This window comes from Actinoalloteichus sp. AHMU CJ021, assembly GCF_002895405.1.
GTDB lineage: Bacteria > Actinomycetota > Actinomycetes > Mycobacteriales > Pseudonocardiaceae > Actinoalloteichus_B > Actinoalloteichus_B caeruleus.
In genome coordinates, this window is the sequence record NZ_CP025990.1 from 1,822,684 (window position 1) to 1,848,391 (window position 25,708).

Genomic DNA, 25,708 nt, shown 5'->3' on the forward strand with positions numbered 1-25,708 from the left:
GGCACGGGGAGGCCGGCACCGGGATCGCCGAACCCGCGCCCGGCCTCCTCGGCGCCCGGGGTGGGGTGCCAACGGTGGGTTACCGTTGCCGGCGTGAGCAGTGACGTCACTTCCCAGGAGAGCGGCGCCCACGGCGTCGGACTGGCCACCATCGCCGACGACGGGACCGTGCTGGACACCTGGTTCCCCTTCGTCAGACTCGCCGAGACCGACGAGGTCGGTTCGCGGGTCCTCACCGCCCAGGAATGCGGGGAGGAACTGGGCTCCGCCGCCGTCGACCTGCTCGGCCCCGACGAGGCGCGCGGCGTCCGGGTCGAGGCGGTCCGGACCACCATCGGTTCCCTCGGCGAGGCGCCCGTCGACACGCACGACGTGTACCTGCGGCTGCACCTGCTGTCGACGACCCTCGTGCGTCCCCACGGCCTGAACCTCGACGGCGTGTTCGGCCTGCTGGCCAACGTGGTGTGGACCAACCACGGGCCGGCCCGGGTCGAGGGCTTCGAGGCGACCCGGCTGCGGCTGCGGTCCCGGGGGCCGGTCACGGTGTACAGCCAGGACAAGTTCCCGCGTATGGTCGACTACGTCGTCCCGTCGGGCGTGCGGATCGGGGACGCGGACCGGGTGCGCCTCGGCGCGCACCTGTCTCCGGGCACGACCGTCATGCACGAGGGCTTCGTCAACTTCAACGCCGGCACGCTGGGCTCCTCCATGATCGAGGGCAGGGTGTCCGCGGGTGTCGTGGTGGGTGACGGTTCCGACCTGGGCGGCGGCGCCTCGGTGATGGGGACGCTCTCCGGCGGGGGCCGGGAGGTCATCAGCATCGGGGAGCGCTGCCTGGTGGGGGCGAACGCCGGCATCGGGATCTCGCTCGGCGACGACTGCGTGGTCGAGGCCGGGCTGTACGTCACCGCCGGCACCAAGGTCACCCTGCCCGACGGGGTGCTCGTGCGGGCCAGTGACCTCTCCGGTCGGTCCGGGCTGCTGTTCCGCCGGAACTCGACCACCGGTGCCGTCGAGGTCCGCCCCCGGGAGGGTGCCGCGGTGGAGCTGAACAGCATCCTGCACGCGAACGACTGACGGCTCCCCGCCGTCGACGCCGGGGCGGTGGCCGGACGGCCGCGCCCCGGCGTCCGAGCGCGACCCGGCCGCTCACCCAAGCCGCCGCTCACCCCGGTCCCGGCGCTCACCCTCGGGGGCCGCGCCGGCCGCTCCCACCGCCCGTCGGCCCGGGTGCCCCGTGTCCAGCCGCTCGGCGAACCGGTTCGCCGACATGCCTCGTCGGCCGCGGGAGCACGGCGAGGCCGGGTCCGGTCCCGCGCGGCGGAGCCGACCGGCGCCCACCGGTCGTCGCCGAGGCGCGCCTCCGGCCGCCGGGTGCGCGCGGGCCGCCCTCGTCAGAGGCGGGCCGCGCCGGCACGGATCCGTTCGTCGGAGGCGGTCAGCGCGACCCTGACGTGGTTCCGGCCCGCCGGCCCGTAGAAGTCGCCCGGAGCGACCAGGATCCCCCGGTCGGCGAACCAGGCCACGGTCCTCCACGCGTCCTCACCCCGCGAGGCCCACAGGTACAGGCCGGCCTCGGAGTGCTCGACGGCGAACCCCGCCGCGCGCAGCGCCGGTAGCAGGACGTCCCGCCGTGCCGCGTACCTGGCCCGCTGCTCGTCGAGGTGCCGGTCGTCCGACATCGCCGCCGTGATCGCCGCCTGCACCGGCCGGGGCACGATCATCCCCGCGTGCTTGCGCACCTCCAGGACCTCGGCGACCAGCGTCGGGTCCCCGGCGAGGAAACCGGCCCGGTAGCCGGCGAAGTTGGAGGACTTCGACAGGGAGTGCACCGCGAGCAGGCCGGACAGGGAGTCGCCCACCCCGGAGGCGGCGAGCACGTCCGGGTGCAGCACGGAGACGGGCTCGGTGTCCCAACCCAACGCCAGGTAGCACTCGTCGGAGGCGACGACGGCCCCGAGCTCCCTCGCGGTGGCGACCGCATCGGCCAGCGCCGCCGCCCCCAGGACGCGCCCCGTCGGGTTGGACGGGGAGTTCAGCCAGACCAGACGCGTCCCGGGTGGTGGGCTTTCCCCGTCGGCGAGGCGGACGACGTCCGCTCCCGCCAGTCGCGCGCCCACCTCGTAGGTGGGGTAGGCGAGTTCGGGGATCGCGACGACATCGCCGGGCCCGAGGCCCAGCAGCGTCGGCAACCAGGCGACGAGCTCCTTGGAACCGATCGTCGGCAGCACCGCGTCGGTGGGCACGGCCACCACGCCGTGTCGACGGGCCAGGCCCGCCACGACGGCCTCCCGGAGTTCGCGGGTGCCGTGGGTGGTCGGGTACCCGCCCTGGTCGGACACCGAGGCCAACGCGGCCCGCAGTTCCGGCGCGACCGGGTCGACCGGGGTGCCCACCGACAGGTCCACGAGGCCGTCCTGGTGCGCGGCGGCGCGCTCCCGCGACGCGCGCAGCGAGTCCCACGGGAAGTCGGGCAGCCGACGACCACCGGTCCGACTGGTGCTCACCTGCTCATTCCCCCTGCGGGGGCAGCTGCGCGATCCATGCGGGGTCGTCGCTGACCTTGCCGACCTTGGCCGCGCCGCCAGGCGAGCCGAGCTTGTCGAAGAAGTCGACGTTCGCCTTGGTGTAGGCCGACCACTGGTCGGGGACGTCGTCCTCGTAGTAGATCGCCTCGACGGGGCAGACCGGCTCGCACGCCCCGCAGTCCACGCACTCGTCCGGGTGGATGTACAGCATCCGGTCGCCCTCGTAGATGCAGTCCACTGGGCACTCCTCGATGCATGCCTTGTCGAGGACATCCACGCACGGCTCAGCGATGACGTAGGTCACGGCGGCTCTCCTGCTCATCGTCCAGTCGCCCGTGCGGACCTTCGACGCACGGCCGCTCCAGTATCTCTCGCCGTCCACCCTGGTGCCCTACCCCCCTCGGAGTCCACTCCTCCCGTTTCCGGCTCGGCCCCACCGGGGGTGCCCGCGGCCGCTGTTCGGCGTGAGCCGTCCCATATCGCCTTCCGCGCGTGGAGGCGCCGCGACAGGATGCGTCGGTGCGTGAACGTGTCGTCGAGGAGCTCTGCGCCGACGCCTGGCCGGCGGTGACCGAGGAGCGCGTCCTGGGGTGGCGGTTCCGCGCCGCCGCCGGGTTCACCCTGCGGGCGAACTCGGGGATGCCCGGCGCGGAGGCGGCGGAGGTGTCCCGGGTGGCCCCCCTGCTGCTGGCATTCGCCGGGACCCACGGGATCGTGCCCCGCGCCCAGGTGGTGCTGGGCGATCCCGTCGAGGCCGGACTGCGGGCGTTCGGATGGCGTCCCGACCACGACTCGGAGACGCTGGTGCTCAGCGGACCACTCGCCGCGCTGGCGGGTGGAGCGCGGACGAGCGGCGCGCCACCCCGGCCCGAGGGCGTCCCGTCTCGGTTGGTCTCGGTCGGTGGCGGCCGGAGCCACGCCGTCGGGGTGACCGGTCCGCCGGCGGCCGGTCCGGCCCACCGCGTGCACCTCGCCCCACCCGGCCCGGCCTGGTGGGAGCTGACCGCGGGCACCGGCGCCCCGGGGGCGGCGGAACGAGCGGTGCTCGCGCCCGCCCGTCGGGGGGACCACGTCGTCGGGTTCGGCGCGTCCACGGTGGACGGCGTGCCCGTCGCCGCGGTGCGGGGCCAGGTGGTCGGGGCCCGGGGAAACCGCTGGCTGCACGTCGCCCGCCTCGCGGTCCGGCCGGAGCACCGCCGGACGGGTCTGGCCCGAGCGCTGGTCGGGGCGCTCGCCGGCTGGGCGGCCGACCGAGGCGCGGAGCACTGCGTGCTCCAGGTCACCGAGGGCAACCGCGCGGCCCGCCGCCTGTACGAGGGGTTGGGCTGCGCCGAACACCACCGCTACCGGTACTGGTCCCCGGGCTGAGGCTCCTCCGCCCGGTCGGATCAGCGGCGGGCGGGCGCGCCGGCGGCCCCGCCGCGCGACGCCCTGGTCGACGCCCGGTACCGCCCGCTGAGCGTGCCCAGCACCATCGCGGGCGGCAGCGCGCCCAGCGCCAGCAGGAGGATACCCCGCCAGTCGCCCATGAGCACGACGTCGCCGCCTGGCCCACTGACCCCGAACACGATGACCACCAGCACCCAGGCGAACAGCGGGGCTCCGGCCACCCGCATCCGCCCCGAGATCCGCCCCGCGCCGAGCACCAGCAGCACGTTGGTGACGCCAGCCAGGACCGCGGTGAAGGGCACCGGGACGACACCGATCCGGAACGGCAGGAAGAACAGGGCGAGCAGCGCGAGGACCACGGCGTCGAGCACCAGCATGGCGAGCAGGAGCCAGTCAGGCACCGTCTTCATCGGCTGACCTCCCCCCGACCGCCCGGCAGGCCCCCGAAGAGGTCCGTCGCGGCGCCGGCCGGGTTACCGCTGGCCAGCACATAGGACTCGGCCCGCGGCACCGGTTGGGCGATGTCGTTGGACAGGGCGTAGACGGCCTCGCCCCCGCCGCCGTGCCACACCTGGACCTGGGTGGCGTGCGCGCGCATCGCGTCGAGCTTCGCCGGGACGTGCTCGGCCACGTCGACCACCGAGTCCACCTCGTCGTCGGGGGTCGAGGGCACCTCGCCGACGGCGGGCACCTGGTAGGGGTGGGCGTCGCCGAGGGCGGCGATCTCGGCGAGCCCCTCCTTGACGGCGCTCGCCGCGTTGACGACGTGGAAGACGCGGAGGACCTCGGGCACCTGTGCCGTGGCCGACATGGTGACGTCGTGCGCCCGGACGTGGTCGGGGTGGCCGTACCCCCCGTCGGGGCCGTAGGTGACGACCACCTGGGGGCGTACCTCGCGCAGTACCTCCACGAGGGCGGCGGTCTGTTCGGCGAGGTCGCCGAGCGCGAAGGCGCGGGGGTGCGCGTCGGGCGCGGCGGTGGCGAAGCCGGGTGCGTCCCAGAGCATCCCCGAGTCCCGCCACCGGCCGATGCCGCCGAGGAACCGGTGGTCGTCCACGCCGAGCACCGCGCAGGCCGCCCGGAGCTCACCGACCCGGTACCCGCCGAGCTGGTCGGCGTGGTCGGGGCCGAGGCCGCGCAGCGCCTCCGGGATGACCTCGCCCTGCTCGCCGAGGGTGCACGTCACGACGGTGACCGCGACCCCCTGCGCCGCGTACCGGGCGATCGTTCCCCCGGTCCAGATGCTCTCGTCATCGGGGTGGGCGTGTACCAGGAGTAACCGCGGTGTGGCGGTCGGGCGGGGCGCTGGGGCAGTCGTCACCGAGCCAGCCTAAGGAACGTGTCGACCGCCGTGCGGCGACGGGGCACCTCGGGACCCGTGGTGGGCCGGCCCGACACCGCCGCCGCACCCCCGCCCGACGTGCCCGGAGCCAGCGGGGACGTCGGGCCGGGGCCCGGTTCAGCTCTCCCGGGGCCGGACCTCGGGGAAGTGGCAGGCGGACAGGTGCCCGTCCTCGCCCCGTGCCTCCAGCTTCGGCTCCTCGCTGGCGCAGATGTCCTGGGCCTTCCAGCAGCGGGTGCGGAACCGGCAGCCCGAGGGCGGGTTGACCGGGCTGGGGACGTCACCGGTCAGGACGATCCGCTGGCGTTCCCGTTCCGCCTTCGGGTCGGGCAGCGGCGCGGCGGAGAGCAACGCCTGCGTGTACGGGTGGGTGGCGCGCCCGTACACCTCGTCCCGGGTGCCGATCTCCACGATCTTGCCCAGGTACATCACGGCGATGCGGTGTGAGATGTGCCGCACGATGGACAGGTCGTGCGCGACGAACAGGTAGGCGAGGTTCAGCCGCTGCTGGAGTTCCTCCAACAGGTTGACCACGCCGGCCTGCACGGACACGTCCAGCGCGGAGACCGGTTCGTCGAGCACCAGCAGTTTGGGTTCCAGGGCCAGTGCCCGCGCGATGCCGATGCGCTGCCGCTGCCCCCCGGAGAACTCGTGCGGGAACCGGTTGCGGTGCTCCGGGTTGAGCCCCACCAGCTCCAGCAGGTTGTTCACCTTGCTCTGGATCCTCTTGTCGCCCCAGGAGGAGTGGTGGATCTCCAGCGGTTCCCGGACCACGGAGTTCACGGTCCAGCGCGGGTTCAGCGAGGCGTAGGGGTCCTGGAACACGATCTGCATGTCCCGGCGGACCGCCCGCAGCTGCCGGGCCGTCTGACCGACCAGCTCCCTGCCCTCGAACCGCACCGACCCGGAGGTCGGCCGGTGCAGCTGGAGGATGGCCCGGCCGGTGGTGGACTTGCCGCAGCCGGACTCCCCGACCAGTCCGAGGGTCTCCCCGGCGCGCAGGTCGAAGGAGATGCCGGCGACCGCCTGCACCTGGCCGACGGTGCGCGGGATGATCCCCTTCCCCCGCACGGGGAAGCTCTTCACCAGGTCGTTGACCTCGAGCAGTGGCTGGCCGGTGTCGGCCCCGGCTGGTGCGGTGTCCGAGGGGGACGTCTTCGCGGTGGTCATGGGGTGCTGCCCTCCTCGCGGGCCATGCGCTGCTCGACCTCGGCCGCGTCCTCGACGACGGCGAGTTCCGGATCCGCCTGGGTGAGCGAGGCCGGGTTCTCCACGGACCCGATCTCCTCGTGCTCGAACAGGTCCCGGCTGTCGTCCCCGCCCCCGAGCTCGTCCCACTTCAGGCACCGGCTGGTGTGCCCGGACACGCCGACCGTCACCAGCTCCGGCTCGGCCTCGTCGCACTCCGGGCCGGCCAGCGGGCAGCGGGGCGCGAAGGCGCACCCCGGCGGCAGGTTCATCAGCGACGGCGGCGCGCCCTTGATCGGGGTCAGCCGCTTGCCGAGCAGGTCGGGGTGCGGGATGGAGCCCAGCAGGCCCACCGTGTAGGGCATCCTCGGCCGCTCGAACACGGCGTCCACCTGGCCCGACTCGACCACGGTCCCGCCGTACATCACCTGGACCCGGTCGGCCATCCCGGCCACCACGCCGAGGTCGTGCGTGATGATCATGATGGCGGCCGAGGTCTCGTCCCGGATGCGCAGCAGCGTCTCCAGCACCTGGGCCTGCACGGTCACGTCCAGCGCCGTGGTCGGCTCGTCCGCGATGATCAGCGTCGGATCGTTGATGATCGCCATCGCGATCACCACCCGCTGCCGCATCCCGCCGGAGAACTCGTGGGGGAACTGGGCCGCCCGCCGGTCCGGCTGCGGGATGCCGACCAGTTCGAGGGCCTCCACCGCCTTGGCCCAGGCGACCTTCTTGGACACCTTGTGGTGGGCCCGGTAGGCCTCCGACAACTGCCAGCCCACGGTGTACACCGGGTTCAGCGAGGTCATCGGGTCCTGGAAGATCATCGCGATGTCGTTGCCGCGCAGCTTCTCCAGCTGCCGCTGGCCGAGACCGACGATCTCGGTGTCGCGGAACCGGATGGACCCGCCGATGCGGGCGCTCCGGGGCAGCAGGCCCATCACGGCCATCGAGGACACCGACTTGCCCGAGCCGGACTCGCCGACGACACCCAGCACCTCGCCCTGGCGCAGGGTGAAGGACACACCTCGGACCGCGCGGACCACCCCGTCGTCGGTCGGGAACTCGACCGTCAGGTTGTCGACGGTGAGCAGGTCACCTGCTGTCGTCGTCATCAGGCACGCACCTTCGTCTGCTTCGGGTCGAAGGCATCCCGGATGCCGTCGCCGATGAAGTTCACGGTCAGCGAGATCAGCACGATCACCAGGAACGGCGCCCAGAACAGCCACGGCCGCAGCTCCAGCTGGGCGTAGTTGTTGTTGATGATCAGGCCCAGCGAGGTGTCGGGGATGTTGACCCCGAGGCCGATGAACGACAGCGCCGCCTCGGCGAGCACGGCCGTCGCCACCGCGAGGGTCGCGTTGACCGTGATGACCCCGGTCAGGTTGGGGAGGATGTGCTTGACCACGATCCGGGTGTTGCTCGCGCCCATCGCCCTGGCCGCCTCGACGAACTCCTGGTTCGCCAACGACAGGGTGAGCCCCCGGTTGATCCTGGCCACCGACATCCAGCTGAACAGGCCCAGCGCGATCGCCACCAGGTACCAACTGCTGCCGAAGGCGCTCGCGGCCAGGGCCACCAGGGCCAGCTGCGGGATGATCAGCCAGAGGTCGACCAGCCGCATGAACAGCGTGTCCACCCAACCGCCGAGCAGTCCGGCGACCGCGCCGAGGGTCACCCCGATCACGGTGGCCATCGCGGCGACGACCACGGCGATGAGCAGCGAGAACTGGGTTCCCCGCACGAGCATCGCCAGCATGTCCCGGCCGAGGTTGTCGGTGCCGAGCGGGTGATCGGGCCCGGGGTCCTCGTAGCGCCCGCCGCCGGTGTAGGTGTGGTCGTACTGGAGGAACCAGGGCAGCACGATGGCCGCGAGCACGATCAGCACCAGCACGCTGAGGCTGATCATCGCCATCCGGTGCCGGAGGAAGCGCCGCAGCACGATCTTCCACTGCTTGCGCGCCTCGGTGTCGAACTCGTGACCCGCCCGTGGCGTCGTGTCCGGGTCGTCCGGCGTCGTCTTCGTCACTGTGTCAGCCAAGGCGAATCCTCGGGTCCAGGAAGCCGTACACGATGTCGGCGACCAGGTTGAATGCGACTGTCAGCACGGCGGTGACCATCAGCCAGCCCATGAGCATCGGCGGGTCCTTCTGGCCGACCGCGTCGACCAGCAGACTGCCCATGCCCCGCCAGCCGAAGACCATCTCGGTCATGATCGCGCCGCCGAGCACCGCGCTGAAGTTCAGGGAGACCATCGTGGTCACCGGGATGAGCGCGTTGCGGAAGGCGTGCCGGAAGATGACCCGGGACGGGCGGAGCCCCTTCGCCCGCGCGGTGCGGACGTAGTCGGAGCTCAGCGTCTCCAGCATGGAGGCGCGCTGGAAACGGCTGTAGGCGGCGAAGCTGATGAGCATCAGGCTCAGGGTGGGGAGGAGGTAGACGCCCACGTACTGGCTGAACTGCTCGAAGAAGGACCCCTGGAACCCCTGGGCCGGTGGGATCGTGCGGATCCACCGCTCACCGCCCATCGACACCAACAGGTCGTTGAAGCGTATGCCGTACATCTTCAGCACGATCGCCACGCAGAACAGCGGCATGGAGAACATGACGAAGGCGGTGGTGGTCGCCACGTAGTCGAAGATCGTGTACTGGCGCACCGCGGCGAGCACGCCGATGGCGACACCCAGGACGATCGCGAGGATCTCGGCGCCGATGACGAGTCGGAAGGTCACGCTGAACGCGCGCATGACCTCCTCGTAGACGTCGGCCTTGGCCGAGCCGAGGGCGAGGCTCTCGCCCCAGTCCCCGGTGAGGAAACCAGTGAGCCAGTCCCAGTACCGGGCCCAGATCGGACGGTCGAGCCCCAGCTCGATCATCAGGTTCTGGACGTCCTCCTCGGTGACACCGGGGGTGGCCCGGTACTCGCCGATGGGGTTACCGGCCGCGGACACCAGCAGGTAGGCCAGGAAGGAACCGATCCCGAGGATGGGGATCGATATGAGGATTCTGCGGATGATGTAGCGGAGCACGATGTCGTCCTCGATACGAAGCCAACGTCAGTCCCAGGCGGACCGGCCGCGGGCTGCACCGGCAGGGGCCACCGGTCGGTGCCACCCTCGGGTGGCACACGGGGCCGGACCCTGTCGGCCCGGCCCCGTGTCACGCGACCGATGTCAGGAAGTGACCTCCCACTCCGCAGCGTTCCAGGTCACACCGTCGGAGCCCTGGTAGGTGACGTGGTCCACGTTCTCGGCGTAGGCCCAGGCGTCGGGCACCTGGAAGAGCGGGATGGACAGGACGTCCTCCGCGTAGGCCTTGTCGGCCGCGGACAGCGCGGCGTTCCGCTCGTCCTCGTCCAGGCTGTTCTTCACGGTCTCGAACTGGTCGGTGGCCTCCTGGTTCTCCCAGCCGCTCCAGTTCTGGCCGCCGCCGATGCTGTACAGCGAGGCCTTGGAGGCCTTGTACGGGGTGCCGACCCAGGCGAACAGGGCCACGTCGTAGTCACCCTCGCTGACGCGGGTGTCCAGGAAGTTGTCGTCGGTGTCGTTGATGACCTCGATGCCGGCCTCGGCGCAGGTGCCCTGGATGAGGGCGACCGAGTCGGTGCGGCGGTCCAGCGCGGTGTGGCTGATGGTCAGCGAGGCGCGCTCGCCGTCCTTCTCGTAGACGCCGTCCGAACCCTGGGTCCAGCCGCCCTCCTCGAGGATCTCCTTGGCGGCGTCGGCGCCCTGGCCGGTGATGTCGCTGTAGAGGTCCTCGTAGCCGGGCTCCTCGGGCAGGAACAGCAGGCTGCCCAGCGGGGCGGCCTCCGGGTCGACGCTCTTCAGCAGCTTGTCGACCAGTTCCTCGCGGTCGACGCAGGCCGCGAAGGCCTGGCGCAGGGCGAGGTCCTGGAACTTCTCCCTGGCGAGGTTGATGTCGAGGTGCTCGAAGGTCAGACCGGCCTTCGCCTCGTAGGTGACGCCCTGCGAGGTCAGCGCCTGGAGCTGCTCGGCGGTCTCGCTGTTGGCCTGCGGCGCGATGACGTGCACCTGCTGGTCCTGGAGCGCGGTCACCTGGGCGTTGGCGTCGGCGATGTTCTGCAGGGTGATGCTGTCGGGCCCGCCGGGGTTGCCGATCCACTCCGGGTTGCGCACCACGGTGACCGAGGTGCCCTGCTGCCAGCTGTCGAACATGTACGGGCCGGAGGAGGGCATCAGGTCCGGGTTGAACCCGTTCCAGCCCTCGTTCCAGAACTCGGCGGCCGCGTCCAGCTCCTCCTGGGGGCTGTCGGCGCTGAGCTCCAGGACGTCCTCGATGCCGGTCTCCTGCTCGAGGATGTGCGACGGCAGGATCGCCTTGCTGCCGAACAGCCCGGTCCAGTCGGCGTAGGTCTCGGAGAACTCGCCGACGAAGGTACGGTCGTCCTCGCAGCTGCCGGTCATGATGTCGTAACCGGTGGTGGAGGCCGGGGCGAACAGCTCACCGCCGTCCTCGGTGGTGGCCAGCCTGCTCTTGGAGAACCAGGACAGGTAGAAGTCGCTGCAGTCCCAGGGCTCACCGTCGGACCAGGTGACGCCCTCGCGGATCTTCCACTCGACGACCTGCGGGTCCTCGCTGGTGACCTCCGCCGATTCCATCACGTCGGCGTTGAGCAGGATCTCCATCGTGTCGGTGACGACGAACGGCTCGGAGATCATCGTGTTCAACACGAGGGTGTTGTTGAAGTTGTTGGCACTGCGCGCGCCGTTGTTGTACGCCGTGTAGGCCGCGTCGTGGGTGACGGTGACGTCGCCGCCCTGCTCGACCTCCGGCACGTTGTAGGTGCCGTCGCCGTTGTTGCCCTTCCCACCGGTCGCGCTGGAGTCGTTGAGGCCGCCCCCGCCACCGCCGTTGTTGTCGCTGTCGCCGCCTCCGCCGCCGCAGGCGCTCAGCACGAGCGCGGCGCTCATCGTCACCGCGACCGCGGCGACAGACCTCGTTCTCCTCATTGGTGTGCCCTCCTAGCACTGGGTCAGCGGACCGCAACCAACGGTCATGACCCGAACCACCCATCAGCGGCCCAACCCGGAAGCCGGTTCGCCATTGGCGGAACGGTAAGAACTGCGACAGGTGGCGGTCACCTGGGAACACTGGATCGTGACCAAAAGGTGACTCCTCGCACGCGGAGGGTTATCGTCCACTAACCGAACGGACACGTCCGTTTTTTGAACACTATTGCCCTGGTGTTACGGGCGTGTTCTTCTCACCGCCCGATCCCAATTCCGCGCCCGGTTCCCCCCGACCCTCCCGGGGCGCGCGGCGAACGGGTTCCCGAGGCGGAGGCGAACTCCGTCAGGCCCCGACCCGTCTCCAGTGGAGGGCGCTGGAGAAGGGCCCGAGGAACGGTCTGGTGTGCGCCACCCCGTCGAGCTCCTCGGTGGCGACCACCGTCTCGGCCAGTTGGAAGAGCGGGAGCGTCACCGCCCGCTGCCAGAGCGCGCCCTCGAGCTCGGCCTCGACCTCGGACAGCGGGGTACCCCCGGTCAGGACCGAGTCGATGACGGGTTGGAGCTGGGGATCGCAGAAGCCCGCCGGGTTGCCGGGGAGCACCGGGGCGCCGTCCACCGCGGCCGGCACGCAGCCGAACCAGGAGGCCAGTTCCGTGGCGACGTCGCCGCCGGTCGGGCGGGGCACCACCGCGACGTCCACGATCGGCCGGTTCTCGCCCTCGCCACCGGCCGTGCCGGCGCTCGCGCCGCCGCCCTGCTGCCCGCTCATCAACATCTGGTACAGCTCGTCGGCGGGCGGGGTGACCAGGCTGGTCTCCACCCCGAGGTCCCGCAGCTGGCGTGCCACGTGCCCGGCCAAGGAGGTGTACGGCTCCTGCTCCCTCGGCGCCGCGACCACCAGCTCGAAGGGAACGCCGTTGCGCAGCCACTGCCCGTCGACCAGGGCGTACCCGGCCTCGGACAGTTGCTCGACGAGCAGGTCGGGATCGCCGCTGCCCAGCACCGAGTCCTCGGGGAGGGTCGACGCGAACGCCGGGTCGACCGGGGACCGCAGCTGCGCGTCGGCGCGCAGGTCGGCGGAGGGACCGCTGCGGGCTCCGGCGGCGATGAGGAAGTCGCGGTCGAGCGAGGCGGCCACCGCCCGCCGCACCCGTTGGTCGCTCAGCTGTGGGCTCGCCGGCCGGAACAGCACCTCCACCCGGTGGGACCGGGGCACCGTCCACCGGTCCAGCGGTGTCCCGATGCCGGCGAGCAGGCCGGTGGCGATGGCGTCGGCCCGCAGCATGGCCGCCTGGTTGTCGTCACTGTCCAGCGCGGACGCCAGACCGCTGTGCGAGGCCTCCCGGAACACGATGCGGTCCAGCGACGCCGGGTTGTACCAGTACTTGTCGTTGCGCTCCAGAATGAGTTCACCGCGTTCCAGGTCCATCACGTTGACCGTGAACGCGTTTCCCGAAACCGGAAACGTGTTCGAGAACGCCCCGGTCCACCCGCCGGGAGCATCCTTGAGCAGGTGTGCCGGCAACAGATCGGAGAAAAGCGAACGCCACGCCGGGTACGGTTCGGAGAAGGTGACCTCGACGACCTTTCCACCATTCCGCGAAGTGATTTCGTCGATCAACCGGTAACCGGCCGAGTCCACCACTCCCGGTTCGGCGCGCATCCGCTGCCACAGGTAGTCGAAGTCCTCGGCGGCGATCGGAGCCCCGTCCGACCAGGACGCGTCCTGCCGGAGGACGTAGCGGACGGTGAACGGTTCGGCGTCCACCACCCGCGCCGAGGTGGCCACCGACCGGTCGAGCCGGGGATCCCCGCCGGGTCCCGGCCGGAACACCGAGGGCAGCAGCAGGCTGGCGAGCACGGTGGTGGTGGCGGAGAGATCGGAGAGCAGGTGCGGGTTGAAACCACCGGACAGCTCGTCGACGCCCACCACGACCTCGTTGGGCACCGGGTCGCTGGGCACCTGGTCGGTGTGCGTGGGATCGACGAGCGGGGGCGGTGGGGTGTTGGTGCACGCCGCGACGAGGACGACTGTCACCAGCGCCGAGAGGAGCGCGCTGACCCGGCACCGCGACCGGTGCGGCGCTGACCCGGCCATCGAGCTCTCCTCTGGTTCTGCGCTGGTCGACAGTGGCACCGACGGGTGACCGGTACCTGTCCGCTGACCGCCAGCGGTGGACGCGGGTCAGGGGTCGGGCGCACGACGGCAGCCCGAGCGTAGCGGTGACCGTATCCGGCGTGGTGTGTTCTCCCGGTTGCGTCCACGGCCACGCCGCGCCGGTCCGCCCTTCCGGGGCCGGACGCACGGGGTCGGCGGCCCCGTGGGGGACCGCCGACCGCCGGGTGGTGCGCTCAGCCTCGGGTCTTGGCGCGGGCCCGCTCCCTGGCCCGCTGCGTGGAGTCCAGCACGGTCTTGCGGACCCGGACCACGTCCGGGGCGACCTCGACGCACTCGTCGGCGGAGCAGAACTCCAGGGCCTCCTCCAGACCGAGCTTGCGGGGTCGGGCCAGCCGCTCCAGCTCGTCACCCGTGGAGGACCGCATGTTGGTCAGCTTCTTCTCCCGGCACACGTTGACGTCGAGGTCCTCGGCGCGCGGGTTCTCCCCCACGACCATGCCCTCGTACACGGCCGCGCCTGGCTCGACGAAGAAGGTGCCCCGGTCGGCCAGCTGGATCATCGCGTAGCTGGTGACCGCTCCCGTGCGGTCGGCGACCAGCGAACCGCTGTGCCGGGTGCGGAGCTCGCCGGCCCAGGGCTCGTAACCGACGAAGACGTGGTTGGCGATGCCGGTGCCCCGGGTCTCGGTGAGGAACTCGGTGCGGAAGCCGATGAGCCCTCGGGCCGGGACGATGTAGTCGATCTTGATGCGGCCGGAACCGTCGTGGTCGCCCATCTGCTCCATGGTGCCCTTGCGGTTGGCCATGAGCTGCGTCAACGCCCCGAGGTGCTCCTCGGGGATGTCGACGGTGAGCCGCTCGAACGGCTCGCACAGCTTGCCGTCGACGGTCTTGGTGACCACCTGCGGCTTGCCGACGGTCAGCTCGAAGCCCTCCCGCCGCATCTGCTCGACGAGGATGGCCAGGGCCAGCTCGCCACGGCCCTGCACCTCCCACACGTCGGGACGCTCGGTGGGCAGCACCCGCACGCTGACGTTGCCGATCAGCTCCGCGTCCAGCCGGCCCTTGACCAGCCTCGCGGTGAGCTTGCCACCGCCGTTGCGCCCGGCCATCGGGGAACTGTTCACCCCGATCGTCATGGAGATCGCCGGCTCGTCGACGGTGATCCTCGGCAGCGGCTCGGGGTTCTCGGCGTCGGCGAGGGTGTCGCCGATGGTGATGTCGGGGATGCCGGCGATGGCGACGAGGTCGCCAGCGGCGGCCTGCTCGGCGGGGACCCGGTCCAGCGCCTCCGCGAGGAAGAGCTCGGCGACCCGCACCTTCTGGGTCGAGCCGTCCTCCCGGCACCACGCCACCGTCTCCCCCTTGGAGATGCGGCCGGCGTGCACCCGGCACAGCGCCAGCCGCCCGAGGAAGGCCGAGGCGTCGAGGTTCGTCACGAGGGCCCGCAGCGGGGCCTCCGGGTCACCGGTGGGCGCGGGCACGTGGTTGAGCAGGATCTCGAACAGCGGGTCGAGGTTCTCGCTGTCGGGCAGCGCGCCATCGGCCGGCTGCTCCAGGCTGGCGCGGCCGGCCCGGGCGGAGGCGTAGATGACCGGCAGGTCGAGGACCGAGTCGTCGGCACCGACCTCGGCGGCCAGGTCCAGCAGCAGGTCGTGGGTCTCCTCGACGACCTCGGCGATCCGGCTGTCCGGCCGGTCGACCTTGTTGACGACGAGCACGACCGGCAGGCCGGCGGCGAGGGTCTTGCGGAGCACGAACCGGGTCTGCGGCAACGGCCCCTCACTGGCGTCGACCAGCAGCACGACCCCGTCGACCATCGACAGGCCGCGCTCGACCTCGCCACCGAAGTCGGCGTGGCCCGGGGTGTCGACGACGTTGATGGTGACCGCGCCGTCCGGGGTCTCCCGGCGGATGGCCGTGTTCTTGGCCAGGATGGTGATGCCCTTCTCCCGTTCCAGCTCACCGGAGTCCATGACCCGGTCGACCGGTTCGGAGCGGGCGGAGAAGGCCCCCGACTGGCGCAGCATGGCGTCCACCAGGGTGGTCTTGCCGTGGTCGACGTGCGCGACGATCGCGATGTTGCGCAGGTCTGTCCTGGTGAGCTCACCGGCGACGGCACTGGGAGCAGGCACGCGAAGACTCCTGACGATGTTGGTGGAGGAAGAGGACCGCCGGCGGACCCGCACGCGCGGCCTGATCCAGTCTAGTGCACGTGAAGTGGCCGAACGCTGTCCGCTCGGTCACTGCGGGGGCGGCTGCTGGCCCGGCTGGTGGTACTGGTAGCCGGCGGGCGCGGCGGGCGCACCCCCGCTCGGGGGCCCGGCGGCGCCGCCGGGCTGGGCGGTGGGTGGAACCCCACCAGCGTAGTACGAGGACTGGGCGGGTGGCCGGGGCACGCCCGCCGACGCGGGCCGGAGGGCGATGGCGATGACCGCCATGAGCAGGCCGAACAACCCGATGCCCAGGGCCCCGAGCAGCATGGACTGGTCGGAATCGCACGAGAAGCTCAGATCGACGGCGTTCGGTTGACCCACCCGGCTCATCTGACTGCCACGGCACTGGAGAGGGGACAGGCGGAAGGACTCCTCCATCCGCACGAAAACCATGATCAGCGACGCGAGTCCCGCCACGCCGGCCAGCACGAGGAGCGCGCCACGCAGGAAAGCCATTCCGGGAGGCTGTCGGGGCGCTACTCACCGTCGTCGCCGTTCCGGCGGAGTGTGACGCGGCTCCAGTCGCGGGACGACCGGCGTGCCCGGTCGAGGACAGGCGCCCGGGAGCCCCGCCGGCGGCTGCCCGGCGCCCGACCGATCAGTCGTGAACTCCGCGCGGCAAGGGCCGCCGCCTACCGGAGACGCTGGTCACCACCACCCGGCCACCCTCGGCTCCGCCCTGCCCCGAAGGGCCCCTCGGGCGGGGTTCCGAACGCGCTCAGCCCAGCTGGCCGGAGCGCACCGCGTCGACGAAGGTGTCGAAAGCACCCCGTCCCACCACGATCGCGCCCCCACCACGGTTCTTCGTGTCCCGAATCCCCACCACCCCCAACTCCACCGACGACCCCACCTCGACACAGTTGGACTGCACGCCACTGTGCGTGCTCTTCCGCCACGTCTCGAACATGGTCACTCCTTCGCTGCCGCCGCGAATGTGGTCAGGTAGTCCCGGATGAGGTTCGACGATTCCGCCGGGCCGAGGCTCGCGGACATGACAGTAGCCGTGGCGATCTCGTAAGCCGAGACATCCGCTTCGGCGAAGACGAACAGCCCGGACCGCAGGTGCTCAAGGTGGACCACCGGGCGTGGGCCGGTGGACATCAGCACCCAGGAACCGTTCAGTGCGATGCTCGGGTTGCCCTTCGGCAGCACTCGCACGGTAGTTCTCTCCCGGCCCGCTACTTCGAGGATCGCCCGCAGCTGGTTTGCCATGACGTCGCTGCCGCCAACAGGGCGCGCCAGGACACCCTCGTCCAGGACGGCGATGAAGTCCAGTTGGCCGAGCACCAGTTGCCTCGCCTGCCTGACGCGCACCCACTTCTCGACCTCGGTAGGCGCCACCCCACCGAGCCGCATGATCTCGCGGGTGTAGGCCGGGATCTGGAGCAGCCCAGGCACGAGCATCATGGACACGTCAGTGATGCGACCGCTCTGACGAGCTGCCTCTCGCTCGAACTCGACGAGCGTGTCGAGTTGCTTGGGCCTGTCGTGGCCTCGCTCGAGCCAGACGTGGAACGGCGGTCGACCTCCACCTGCCAGGTCGAGCTGGATCACAGCCGCACCAGGGTCGTCCTGCGCCTGGGCTCCACCAGGGCGGGAAGCATCGGGCTCGCACGTGACGAGGCCCGTCGACTGGCGACGGCGCTGCGCACGGGTACCGCGACGCGCCTCCCCGTCGCACACGAGATGAGCCCCCGCTGCTCCCTCGTCGTGACACCGGAGGAGGGCACTTCGGGGACGATGTGGCGCCTGCTCCCCGCCTCCGCCGGAGTCGCGGACTGGACGACCCGGTTCGACATCGACGCTGCTCAGCGGATCGCGACCCTCCTCACGGAGGGAGTCGCTCTGTTGCGCCTCAGCACCCCCCACGCCCATTCGGCCGTGAGTACCGCACCACCCGATCTCGACCGGCCGCGCCCCTGAGGGTCGCGGCATCACAGGGCCACGGTCGCCACGAGCCCTGCGATCTCGCCTCCTCGCCTTCTCTCGGGCCGCCCCGAAGTGGGCTTCTCCGCCGCCCCGCCCCTCCCTCCCGACAGCTCTGGAGATTCCGATGCACCACACCACTCCCCCACCGCCCAGGTCCCATGACACGGACTGGCGGATCACCGTGGCCGCCGACCTCGTCCATGCCGGCTCCATGACGGCCATCACGTGCCGGTTGGAGATCGACCCGCTCCGGCTGCTGGCCCTCACCCTGCACACGACCACCATCGCCCTCGCGCCGTCCCAGGCCCGGACACTCGCGGATCTCATCACCGACGCCCGGTCGGGCACGGTCGTCGGACTGACAGCGGAAAAGTGTCTGGTCACCCACCTGAACTGCGTGCCGGGGGGGCAAGCTGGTCCGGCCGGGGGCAGGAGGGGACGGTGACCTCGTCGCGCTGGACACCCTCGACACCGAGCACCCGGTCGCGCTCCCCCTCGCGCGGACCGACGCGAACGAGCTGGCTCACGGCCTGCTCGAAGGTTGCTCAACCCTGGACGGCCTGGACTGGCGAACCATCCACCCACCCCAGGTATCCGCATCCCACGGCGACCACGAGACGACGTGACGATGTGACGACGCACCCCCTAGCGGGACCTCCCCGAGGCAGCACTGGGACTCACCGCGTCCCACTACGCCAGCGGTACCCGCACCACATTCCCGTCGCGTCGTGGAGACAGGAAACGGACGGCCAGTCGGACCGCCTTCAACCCCACGTCCCATCGGTCTCGAACGCGGGAGGAGGCGACCCGAAGGGACCACCAACGCCGGGACCGCGACGTTGACGAGGACGTCGTACAGCGACACCACCCGGACCGTCGGGAATGCCACCGGGCACACATCCGAGGAGGACGGAGACGTTCCCACCACCAGGGTGATCGCGGGCGATGGCGCGCAGGTTCGCGAACCGAAGGGGCAGCAGGGCGCCCAACGGGACGAACAGCAGTACGTCACCGGCCCCGGCGACGTCCTTCGCCTTCGGCGACCAGCGGCCGCCACCCTCCCAGGCGGCGGGGGCGGCGGGCCGCTCACGGGCGATGAGGGGTCAGCCCACCTCGCTGTCCAGGGGACGGAGGAGGGCGTGCAGCTCGGGCAGCACGATCCGGTCCGCGTCCAGCCAGTCCAGTCCGTCCAGTTCCTCCCCGGACACCCAGCGCAGCCCCTGGTGCTCCACGGCGGTGGGCTCCGCCGAGCCCTCGGCCAGCACCGCCTCGTACAGCCGGAGGACGGACCCGCCGGGCAGCGGGAGATCCGGTCCGACCCGGTCGAGCACGGTCACCTCCGCGCCCAGCTCCTCCGCGCACTCCCGGCGCAGGGCGTCCCAGTCGGTCTCGCCGCTCTCCACCCGCCCGCCCGGGAGCTCCCAACGTCCCGCGACCTCGACGGGGAACGAACGCCGCTGGGTGAGCAACCGACCGTCCCGCACGATCGCGGCACCCACCACCCGCCGGGCCGCCCCGAGTTCCCGCGCCCGGTCCCGGAGCGCCCGTTCCCGAGCCCCCAACACCCGCAGCGCCACCCGCCGGCCGATCAGGACGTCGACGAGCCGGCCCAGCGGCCCGAACCGCGTCGTCCACGACACCTCGTCGGTGACGAGGACCCCGGCCCCGGTGGGAGCGAGGGTGACCTGGTGCTCGAGCCGCTCGAAGAACGGCCCGGGCCGCGAGCGGGAGCGGAAGCCGCTCGCACCCACCTCGGTGAGGACCGTGCGCAGCGGGATCCACACCCCGGGCAGCACCCGGACGTGGAAGGAGATCGACTCGTCCGCTCCCAGCAGCCCGGGGCCGTCGACGGCCCGCATCCGCACCCCGGCGGCCGGGTCGTCCACGAACTGCCGACGGTCGCGGAGGGCGGCGGCCACGGTCTCGGGTTCGGCGTCCACCAACGCGGTGGTTCTCAACACGGGCATCCGTCGATGGTGCCGGTGCCTGGGAGGACGCGGACGGCGGGTCGGGCTCTCCGGGTGGTCGCGGACGCTGGGACGCGGCCTCACGGCGCCCGCTCCGGCCTGGCCGGCCGGGCTACCGGTTCCGAGTCGAAGCGGTAGGAGCCGGAACGGCCTTCATGCTCGTGGGCCCCGCGCCTCCGCAGGTGCGGACGACGCGGATGCGGCGGTCCTCCTCCCACCGGCGCTCCCCCACCGGCACCCCAGGTCGGTCACTTCTCGGGCGGGTGCGCCGGCCACACCACCTCGAACCGCGCACCGCCCTCCGGGGACACCCCGGCCCGCACCCAGCCGCCCCGTCTGGCCACCAGCTCCGCGACCAGGGCGAGACCGAGCCCGGTGCCGCCCTCCTGCCTGGCCCGGCCGGTGTCGACCCGGTAGAAGCGGTCGAACACCCGGGCCCGGTGCTCCTCGGGGATGCCGGGGCCGTCGTCGTCGACGACCAACCTGACGTGCCGCCCGGCTGGCAGCACCGTGACCCGGACCAGGACGCGGGTGTGCCGCACGGCGTTCGACACCAGGTTCGTGAGCACCCGGTCCACCTCGACCGGGTCGGCGGCCGCCAGCGCTGGCACCGGCGCGTAGCAGAGCACCACCCGGGGCGGGCGGGGACGTGCCGCCCCCCGGTGCCCGCCCCGGTCCGGCTGTCCCGCGACGACCGCCTCGCCGGTACCGTCGTCGACCCCGCCGGCGGTGGATCGCTCGTCCACTCCAGCAGCGGGCCACTCGTCGAGTTCGGCGAGGAGCCGGAACGACTCCTCGGCCTCGTCCGGAGCGGGTGGAGGTCCCCCCGCGAGCTCGACGGCACCGGCCGCCGGGCCGTCGCCGGCGTGGTGGGACGCGGCGCCCGAGTCGGTCCGAGGGGGAGCCGGCGATCCGGGGGCGGGGACATGCGGTTCGCCGCCGGGCCGGGACGCGGAGGCGTCGGCGGGCCCGCCCGCACCGGGCTCGGGCCTGGCCGCCGGCCCCTGCTGGTCGAGCCGGTGCCGCCGCGCCACCTGCCGGGCGAGTTCGGCGACGTCGACGGGCACCGGCTCCCGGTACTCGCCAGCGTCGGACCTCGCCAACGACAGCATGTCCTCCAACAGGGCGGTGAGCCGGTTGGACTCCGTGACGACCTCGGCCAACACCTCCTGAGCGTCGTCGGGGTCGGGGTAGGCGAGCGCGACCTCCGCCTGCGCGCGGATCGAGGTCACCGGGGACCGCAGCTCGTGGGCGGCGTCGCCGGTGAACCGGCGCAACCGCGCCACCGCCTCGTCGCGGCGGGCCAGCAGCCCGTTGAACTCCTCGGCGAGGGTCCGCAGTTCGTCCCTGGCCTCGGGCACCGGGAGGCGACCGCCCGGTGCCAACCCGAGCGCGGCACGGCGGACCCGGTCGACCGAGCGGAGGGAGCCGCGCACGGCGCCCCAGGTCACCAGCCCCACCACCAGCACCCCGACCCCGGAGCACAGCAGCAGCACGAGCAGGCCGACCCGGCGCATCTCGCCGTAGCCGGCGAGTTCGACCTCCGCCACCACCAGCCGTTGGGACCCGTCCGGCTGGCTGGTGACCATGCCGACGGCCCGGGACACCGTGCCGTACCCGCCCCGGGTGACGAACCGCCCGGTGCGCAGCGCCTCCAGTTCCGGCTCGGACAACCCCAGCACGGGTTGACCGTCCCGGGGGGCGCCCGCCGTGTCGAGCACGCGCACGGCGGGTCGGTTCAGGGCCGGCGGCACCGAAGGGGGCGGTTGCCCCTCGGAGACGGCGCTGACCGCGCTCACCAGGGAGCGGCGCAACTCGTCGTCGGCGGAACCCGTCACCATCCGGTCGGCCAGGGCGATGACCACGGTGGACAACGCCGCCATCAACACCAGGGTGGCGGCCGCGGTGACCAGGGAGATCCTCGCCCACAGGGACCGGCGCGACCACCAGCCACCGACCGGCCCCCTCACCGGCGGCCCGGCTCCCCGCCCGGCGCCGCCGGGGCCAGCGAGGTGTCGGCCAGCTCGGGGCCGCTGATCAGGTAACCGTGCCCGCGCACCGTGCGCAGCAGGTGCCCGGCGCCGACCGCCCGCAACTTCCGGCGCACGTAGCCCAGGTACACCTCGACGACGTTGCGGGTGGCGGCGGCCTCGTCGCCCCACACCTCGGCCAGCAGCTCGTCCTTCCCGACGACCGCCCCGGCCCGGCCCATCAGGACCCGCAGCACCGCGTACTCCCGTGGGCTGAGCCCCACCTCGGCGCCCCGCCACGTGACGCCGCGCACGGCGGTGTCCAACACAAGTTCGTCGAGCCGGTACACCACGCCCTCCCGCGCGCCCAGCGACTCGGCCCGCCGCAGCACGGCACGCAGCTGGGCCAGCAACACCACGAACGAGAACGGCTTGACCAGGTATCCGTCGGCCCCCAGGTCGAGCCCGTCCGCCTGGTCCACCTCCCCGTCCTTCGCGGACACCAGCAGCACCGGGGTGGTGATCCCCCTGCGCCGCAGCTCGGCGAGCACCCGGTAACCGGAGAGGCCGGGCATCATGATGTCGAGCAGGATCGCGTCGAACGCCCCCGTCAGCGCCAGGCGCAACGCGTCCGGTCCCGCCTGGGCGAGCACCACGTCCATGCCCTCCGCGCTGAGGCCCCGGTTCAGGGCCCGCCGCACTCCGGCCTCGTCATCGGCCACCAACACCCTGGGTTTCACGCGTCCAGCATGCCGGTTCCCCCCAGCGGCACCGCCCCTGCTCTCAGCGGGCTCTCAGCAAGGCCGGTGACCAGCGCCGACGGCGGGCTCAGGCGCCGGTGCCCGCCGCCACCGGCCGCGGTTCTCAGCGGGGTCTCAGCCAGCGTCGCCCATCGTGGGAGCAGCGGAACCCGAGGCTGGTTCCCTGGGAGGAGACTGAACGACATGGAGAAGCGGAAGCTGACGGTGGCCGGCGCGGTCGCCGGCACCGTCCTGGGCGCCGGCGGGCTGGTGTGGCTGGGCGTCCCGGCGGGCGCGAGCCAGTCGCCGGCGCTGCCGGAGGTGAGCGCGGAGGACCTGATCGAGTCCGTCCTGACGGTCCAGCCGCAGGCGCTCGGGGGAACGGTCCAGGTCGAGAACGACCTGGGGCTCCCGTCCATCCCCGGGCTCGAACTCCCGGCCGGGGTCGGCGCGGGGACGAGCAGCGCGCAGGTGTGGTCGGACGGCGGGGAACGCTTCCGGCTGGCGGTGCGCCACAGGGGTGGTGAGGACGTCCTCGTCGGCGACGGGCGGAACATCTGGTCCTGGAACTCGGAGGAACGCACCGCCACCCGAGACGACGTCGGCGGCGCCGACCGCGCCACCGAGGGCCACCCGGAGCTGGCGGATACCGACCCGGCGTCGGTGGCGGCCGAACTCACCGCCCTGCTGCGGGAGGACAGCGGCGTCGCGGTGGACGGTACCGCCGAGGTCGCCGGTCGCGCCGCGTACGAACTGGTCCTCGCCCCGTCCCCGGAACAGCGCAGCCTGGTGCGGGAGGTGCGGATCGCCGTCGACGGCGACACCCGCATGCCACTGCGGGTGTCGGTGCTGGCCAACGGCACGGAGACCCCCGCGTTCCAGGTGGGGTTCACCGAACTCGACCTGGGTGAGCAGGACGAGTCCCTGTTCGAGTTCGACCCGCCGGCCGGCTCGCTCGTCGAGGAGCGGGACGCGGAGGCGCCGGCGGAGGACGCCCCGCACGCGCTGCCGGAGGGTGTGGACCCGGCGGAGGTGACGCCCACCCTGCACGGCGCCGGCTGGGAGAGCGTCGTCATCGCCCAGTCCCCGGTCGGGCTGTCCCCCGATGGCCTTCGGGACACCCTCGACGGGATTGACACCGACGAGTGGGACGAGGACGAGCTGGCGGGGATGGACCCCGCCGACCTGCTGGACCAGGTCGGTGAGCGGGTGACCGGCGAGTGGGGCGAGGGCTACCTCGTCGAGACCAGACTGCTGACCGTGCTGCTCGTCGAGGACGGACGGGTCGCCGCCGGCGCGGTGCCCGCCCAGGTCCTGACCGAGGCGTTGGCGGCCCAGCGGTGAGGACGCGTGACGCGGTGGTGGCGGAGGGATCCGCCACCACCCCCTCCCAGGACGCGCCCGGTGCGCCGGTCGAGTACGCGGCCCGCACCCGGGGCCTGCGCAAGGTCTACGGCGGAACGGTGGCGGTGGACGGCGTCGACCTCGACGTGCCCGCCGGATCGGTGCTCGGCATGTTGGGCCCGAACGGTTCGGGCAAGACCACCACCATCCGCATGCTGCTCGGGTTGACGACACCCACCTCGGGTTCCGTCGAGCTCCTCGGCCGGCCGCTGCCCGAACGGGCCGGTGACGTGCTGCCCGCCGTGGGGGCGATGGTCGAGGGCCCGGGCTTCTACCCGTTCCTGTCCGGTCGGGACAACCTGCTGCGCTTCGCCGCGATGGAACCGCTGCTCCCGAGCGGCTCCGTGCGGGTCGCCGTCGCCGACGCCCTGGAGCGGGTGGGGCTGGCCGACGCCGCCCGGCGGCGGTACCGCGGCTACTCGCTGGGCATGAAGCAACGGTTGGGGCTGGCCGCCGCGCTCCTCGTGCCCCGCAGGCTGGTGGTGCTGGACGAGCCCACCAACGGCCTGGACCCGGCCGGGACCCGGGAGATCCGCCGGATGATCGGTGAGCTGCGGGGGTCGGGGACCACGGTCATCGTCTCCTCCCACCTGCTCGCCGAGATCGAGGCGGTGTGCACCCACGTGGCGGTGCTCAGCCGGGGGAGCCTGCTGGCCCAGGGTGACCTGGCCACCTTGCTGGAGGCGGGCGGGCCGGCCCTGCTCGTCACCACCCCGGACCGCGACGCCGCCGTGACGGCCCTGCTCACCGAGGGCGTGTCGGCACGGCGCTCGTCCGAAGGGGTCCGCGTCGAACTCACCGGCACCTCCGCGCCGCGCGTGGTCGCCGCGCTCGTCAGGTCCGACGTCGAGGTGCACGAGGTCCGCCGCGAACGTGCCGGCCTGGAGGACTTCTTCACCCAGCTCACCGAGGGCGTGAGCGCGACAACCGAGGGAGAGGGCCCGTGACCGCGCTGGACACCGACCCGGAACGCACCACCACCGGCTTCGCCCCCGACCCGGCTCTGGGAGGCGCATCGTCCGGGCGGACCGCCGCCCCCCTGCTCCGGGTGCTGTTGTCGGAGATCACCTGGGTGCTGCGCCGCCCCCGCACTCTGGTCATGATCGGGTTGATCGCCCTCATCCCGGTGCTGGTCGGGGTGGGCATCGCGTTGTCGGGCGATGGCATGAGCGGCGGCATCACCGCCCTGCTGTCCGGCAACGGCCTCCTCCTCCCGGTGGCGTCGATGGGGATGCTGCTGATGATGGCGCTACCCGTCGCCGCCTCCTTCACCGCTGCGGACGCCTTCGCCGGGGAGTCCGCGCACGGCACCCTGCGGGCGCTGCTGCTCGCCCCGATCAGCCGGCCCCGGCTGATCCTGGTGAAGTCCCTCGGCGTCCTGTCCGCGATCACCGCCACGATCGTGGTGACGACGCTGGTGGCGATCGTCGCCGGGCTGCTGCTGCTCGGCGGGAGCGGTTTCCTGACGGTGTCCGGTACGACGCTGCCGTTCGGCGTCGGCCTGGGCAGGGTGGCGCTCATCGCCGGGTACGTGGTGCTCCAGCTGGCCGCGTTCGCCTCCCTGGCGCTGGCGCTGTCGGCGTGCACGGAACACCCGTTGCTGTCCCTGGTGGGCGCGATGGGGGCGCTGATCACCTTCCAGATCGTCGGCCTGATCCCCGCGCTGGACTTCCTCACCCCCTACCTGCTCACCACCGGGTGGCAGGAGGCGCTCATCGAACCGCTGCGGGACCCGATGGCACTGGACGTGATGGCCGAGTCGTCGGCGCGGGCCCTGTGCTACCTGCTGATCGGCCTCTCGCTGACCACGCTGCGGGTGGTCACGAAGGACTCGTGACCACCGGACCGGACCAGGGGCCGCCCTGGCACGCCGGGGCGGGGGGAGGACGCGATCGGTCCAGCCGCGCGGGCGGGGAGGGCGCCCCGGCCCGCCCCTCGGCACCGGT

At 72.3% G+C, this 25,708-nt stretch carries 24 protein-coding genes; 7 read left to right on the forward strand and 17 right to left on the reverse strand.

Going from position 1 to position 25,708, the window contains the following annotated elements:
• Window positions 1–93 precede the first annotated feature (93 nt).
• Complete coding sequence (dapD, locus tag C1701_RS07540) at window positions 94–1,077, forward strand: 2,3,4,5-tetrahydropyridine-2,6-dicarboxylate N-succinyltransferase (protein ID WP_026417305.1); 984 nt, start codon at window positions 94–96, stop codon at window positions 1,075–1,077.
• A 317-nt stretch (window positions 1,078–1,394) separates the two neighbouring features.
• On the opposite strand, the gene dapC is transcribed toward dapD, so the two are convergent.
• Window positions 1,395–2,507: a succinyldiaminopimelate transaminase gene (gene dapC, locus C1701_RS07545; RefSeq protein ID WP_026417306.1), complete on the reverse strand. Its 1,113-nt coding sequence runs from the start codon at window positions 2,505–2,507 to the stop codon at window positions 1,395–1,397.
• A 4-nt stretch (window positions 2,508–2,511) separates the two neighbouring features.
• Complete coding sequence (fdxA, locus tag C1701_RS07550) at window positions 2,512–2,832, reverse strand: ferredoxin (RefSeq protein ID WP_026417307.1); 321 nt, start codon at window positions 2,830–2,832, stop codon at window positions 2,512–2,514.
• A gap of 215 nt (window positions 2,833–3,047) precedes the next feature.
• Between fdxA and C1701_RS07555 the strand changes: the two genes are divergently transcribed.
• Window positions 3,048–3,896, forward strand: coding sequence for a GNAT family N-acetyltransferase (locus C1701_RS07555; RefSeq protein ID WP_337662184.1), 849 nt, complete (start codon window positions 3,048–3,050; stop codon window positions 3,894–3,896).
• Between the two features lie 20 nt (window positions 3,897–3,916).
• On the opposite strand, the gene C1701_RS07560 is transcribed toward C1701_RS07555, so the two are convergent.
• The 12 genes from C1701_RS07560 to C1701_RS07615 form a co-directional block, all read right to left on the reverse strand.
• Complete coding sequence (locus C1701_RS07560) at window positions 3,917–4,327, reverse strand: hypothetical protein (protein WP_103055733.1); 411 nt, start codon at window positions 4,325–4,327, stop codon at window positions 3,917–3,919.
• A complete protein-coding gene (mshB, locus tag C1701_RS07565) occupies window positions 4,324–5,238 on the reverse strand; it encodes an N-acetyl-1-D-myo-inositol-2-amino-2-deoxy-alpha-D-glucopyranoside deacetylase (protein WP_035291292.1) in 915 nt (304 codons plus the stop codon). Before mshB ends, C1701_RS07560 begins: the two co-directional genes overlap by 4 nt.
• A 138-nt stretch (window positions 5,239–5,376) precedes the next feature.
• A complete protein-coding gene (locus tag C1701_RS07570) occupies window positions 5,377–6,429 on the reverse strand; it encodes an ABC transporter ATP-binding protein (RefSeq protein ID WP_026417311.1) in 1,053 nt (350 codons plus the stop codon).
• Window positions 6,426–7,562: an ABC transporter ATP-binding protein gene (locus tag C1701_RS07575; RefSeq protein WP_026417312.1), complete on the reverse strand. Its 1,137-nt coding sequence runs from the start codon at window positions 7,560–7,562 to the stop codon at window positions 6,426–6,428. The genes C1701_RS07570 and C1701_RS07575 overlap by 4 nt, the downstream gene beginning before the upstream one ends.
• On the reverse strand, window positions 7,562–8,488 hold the full coding sequence (locus C1701_RS07580) for an ABC transporter permease (protein ID WP_245588670.1): 927 nt from the start codon (window positions 8,486–8,488) through the stop codon (window positions 7,562–7,564). Before C1701_RS07580 ends, C1701_RS07575 begins: the two co-directional genes overlap by 1 nt.
• Window positions 8,481–9,476, reverse strand: coding sequence for an ABC transporter permease (locus C1701_RS07585; RefSeq protein WP_026417314.1), 996 nt, complete (start codon window positions 9,474–9,476; stop codon window positions 8,481–8,483). Before C1701_RS07585 ends, C1701_RS07580 begins: the two co-directional genes overlap by 8 nt.
• A 144-nt stretch (window positions 9,477–9,620) precedes the next feature.
• Window positions 9,621–11,417, reverse strand: coding sequence for an ABC transporter family substrate-binding protein (locus C1701_RS07590; protein ID WP_337662185.1), 1,797 nt, complete (start codon window positions 11,415–11,417; stop codon window positions 9,621–9,623).
• A 343-nt stretch (window positions 11,418–11,760) separates the two neighbouring features.
• Window positions 11,761–13,515, reverse strand: a complete 1,755-nt coding sequence (locus C1701_RS07595) for an ABC transporter family substrate-binding protein (RefSeq protein ID WP_051313302.1) — start codon at window positions 13,513–13,515, stop codon at window positions 11,761–11,763.
• A gap of 254 nt (window positions 13,516–13,769) precedes the next feature.
• The gene (typA, locus tag C1701_RS07600) at window positions 13,770–15,671 is read right to left on the reverse strand and encodes a translational GTPase TypA (RefSeq protein WP_026417317.1); all 1,902 of its coding nucleotides are present in this window, start codon (window positions 15,669–15,671) and stop codon (window positions 13,770–13,772) included.
• Between the two features lie 108 nt (window positions 15,672–15,779).
• Complete coding sequence (locus tag C1701_RS07605; protein ID WP_103055735.1) at window positions 15,780–16,208, reverse strand: hypothetical protein; 429 nt, start codon at window positions 16,206–16,208, stop codon at window positions 15,780–15,782.
• Window positions 16,209–16,470: 262 nt separating this feature from the next.
• A complete protein-coding gene (locus tag C1701_RS07610) occupies window positions 16,471–16,659 on the reverse strand; it encodes a DUF397 domain-containing protein (RefSeq protein WP_103055736.1) in 189 nt (62 codons plus the stop codon).
• Between the two features lie 2 nt (window positions 16,660–16,661).
• On the reverse strand, window positions 16,662–17,306 hold the full coding sequence (locus C1701_RS07615; RefSeq protein ID WP_337662186.1) for a DUF5753 domain-containing protein: 645 nt from the start codon (window positions 17,304–17,306) through the stop codon (window positions 16,662–16,664).
• Between C1701_RS07615 and C1701_RS07620 the strand changes: the two genes are divergently transcribed.
• Both C1701_RS07620 and C1701_RS07625 read left to right on the forward strand, forming a co-directional pair.
• Complete coding sequence (locus C1701_RS07620; protein WP_103055738.1) at window positions 17,241–17,675, forward strand: hypothetical protein; 435 nt, start codon at window positions 17,241–17,243, stop codon at window positions 17,673–17,675. The genes C1701_RS07615 and C1701_RS07620 overlap by 66 nt on opposite strands.
• A 130-nt stretch (window positions 17,676–17,805) precedes the next feature.
• Window positions 17,806–18,126, forward strand: a complete 321-nt coding sequence (locus C1701_RS07625) for a hypothetical protein (protein ID WP_103055739.1) — start codon at window positions 17,806–17,808, stop codon at window positions 18,124–18,126.
• A gap of 658 nt (window positions 18,127–18,784) precedes the next feature.
• On the opposite strand, the gene C1701_RS07630 is transcribed toward C1701_RS07625, so the two are convergent.
• From C1701_RS07630 to C1701_RS07640, 3 genes are all read right to left on the reverse strand, one after another.
• Entirely contained in the window at window positions 18,785–19,648 is an 864-nt protein-coding gene (locus C1701_RS07630) for an NUDIX domain-containing protein (protein ID WP_103055740.1), read from the reverse strand.
• A gap of 248 nt (window positions 19,649–19,896) precedes the next feature.
• A complete protein-coding gene (locus C1701_RS27230) occupies window positions 19,897–21,618 on the reverse strand; it encodes a sensor histidine kinase (protein ID WP_337662187.1) in 1,722 nt (573 codons plus the stop codon).
• Complete coding sequence (locus C1701_RS07640; RefSeq protein WP_026417325.1) at window positions 21,615–22,358, reverse strand: response regulator transcription factor; 744 nt, start codon at window positions 22,356–22,358, stop codon at window positions 21,615–21,617. Before C1701_RS07640 ends, C1701_RS27230 begins: the two co-directional genes overlap by 4 nt.
• Before the next feature lie 204 nt (window positions 22,359–22,562).
• On the opposite strand from C1701_RS07640, the gene C1701_RS07645 reads away from it, so the two are divergent.
• Genes C1701_RS07645 through C1701_RS07655 form a run of 3 tightly spaced genes read left to right on the forward strand, consistent with a single transcriptional unit; the run spans window position 22,563 to window position 25,599 of the window.
• Window positions 22,563–23,702: a LolA family protein gene (locus C1701_RS07645; protein ID WP_030147002.1), complete on the forward strand. Its 1,140-nt coding sequence runs from the start codon at window positions 22,563–22,565 to the stop codon at window positions 23,700–23,702.
• Window positions 23,703–23,716: 14 nt separating this feature from the next.
• Window positions 23,717–24,709: an ABC transporter ATP-binding protein gene (locus C1701_RS07650; RefSeq protein ID WP_030104175.1), complete on the forward strand. Its 993-nt coding sequence runs from the start codon at window positions 23,717–23,719 to the stop codon at window positions 24,707–24,709.
• A complete protein-coding gene (locus C1701_RS07655) occupies window positions 24,706–25,599 on the forward strand; it encodes an ABC transporter permease (protein WP_081715199.1) in 894 nt (297 codons plus the stop codon). The genes C1701_RS07650 and C1701_RS07655 overlap by 4 nt, the downstream gene beginning before the upstream one ends.
• Window positions 25,600–25,708: the final 109 nt, after the last annotated feature.

What these genes read in the sequence shown, in the direction of transcription:
- C1701_RS07560 (WP_103055733.1), bottom strand. Translation starts at nt 4,327, where the DNA reads ATGAAGACGGTGCCTGACTGGCTCCTGCTCGCCATGCTGGTGCTCGAC.
- C1701_RS07570 (WP_026417311.1), bottom strand. Translation starts at nt 6,429, where the DNA reads ATGACCACCGCGAAGACGTCCCCCTCGGACACCGCACCAGCCGGGGCC.
- C1701_RS07575 (WP_026417312.1), bottom strand. Translation starts at nt 7,562, where the DNA reads ATGACGACGACAGCAGGTGACCTGCTCACCGTCGACAACCTGACGGTC.
- C1701_RS07590 (WP_337662185.1), bottom strand. Translation starts at nt 11,417, where the DNA reads ATGAGGAGAACGAGGTCTGTCGCCGCGGTCGCGGTGACGATGAGCGCC.
- C1701_RS07595 (WP_051313302.1), bottom strand. Translation starts at nt 13,515, where the DNA reads ATGGCCGGGTCAGCGCCGCACCGGTCGCGGTGCCGGGTCAGCGCGCTC.
- C1701_RS07605 (WP_103055735.1), bottom strand. Translation starts at nt 16,208, where the DNA reads ATGGCTTTCCTGCGTGGCGCGCTCCTCGTGCTGGCCGGCGTGGCGGGA.
- C1701_RS07610 (WP_103055736.1), bottom strand. Translation starts at nt 16,659, where the DNA reads ATGTTCGAGACGTGGCGGAAGAGCACGCACAGTGGCGTGCAGTCCAAC.
- C1701_RS07625 (WP_103055739.1), top strand. Translation starts at nt 17,806, where the DNA reads ATGCACCACACCACTCCCCCACCGCCCAGGTCCCATGACACGGACTGG.
- C1701_RS07630 (WP_103055740.1), bottom strand. Translation starts at nt 19,648, where the DNA reads ATGCCCGTGTTGAGAACCACCGCGTTGGTGGACGCCGAACCCGAGACC.
- C1701_RS07645 (WP_030147002.1), top strand. Translation starts at nt 22,563, where the DNA reads ATGGAGAAGCGGAAGCTGACGGTGGCCGGCGCGGTCGCCGGCACCGTC.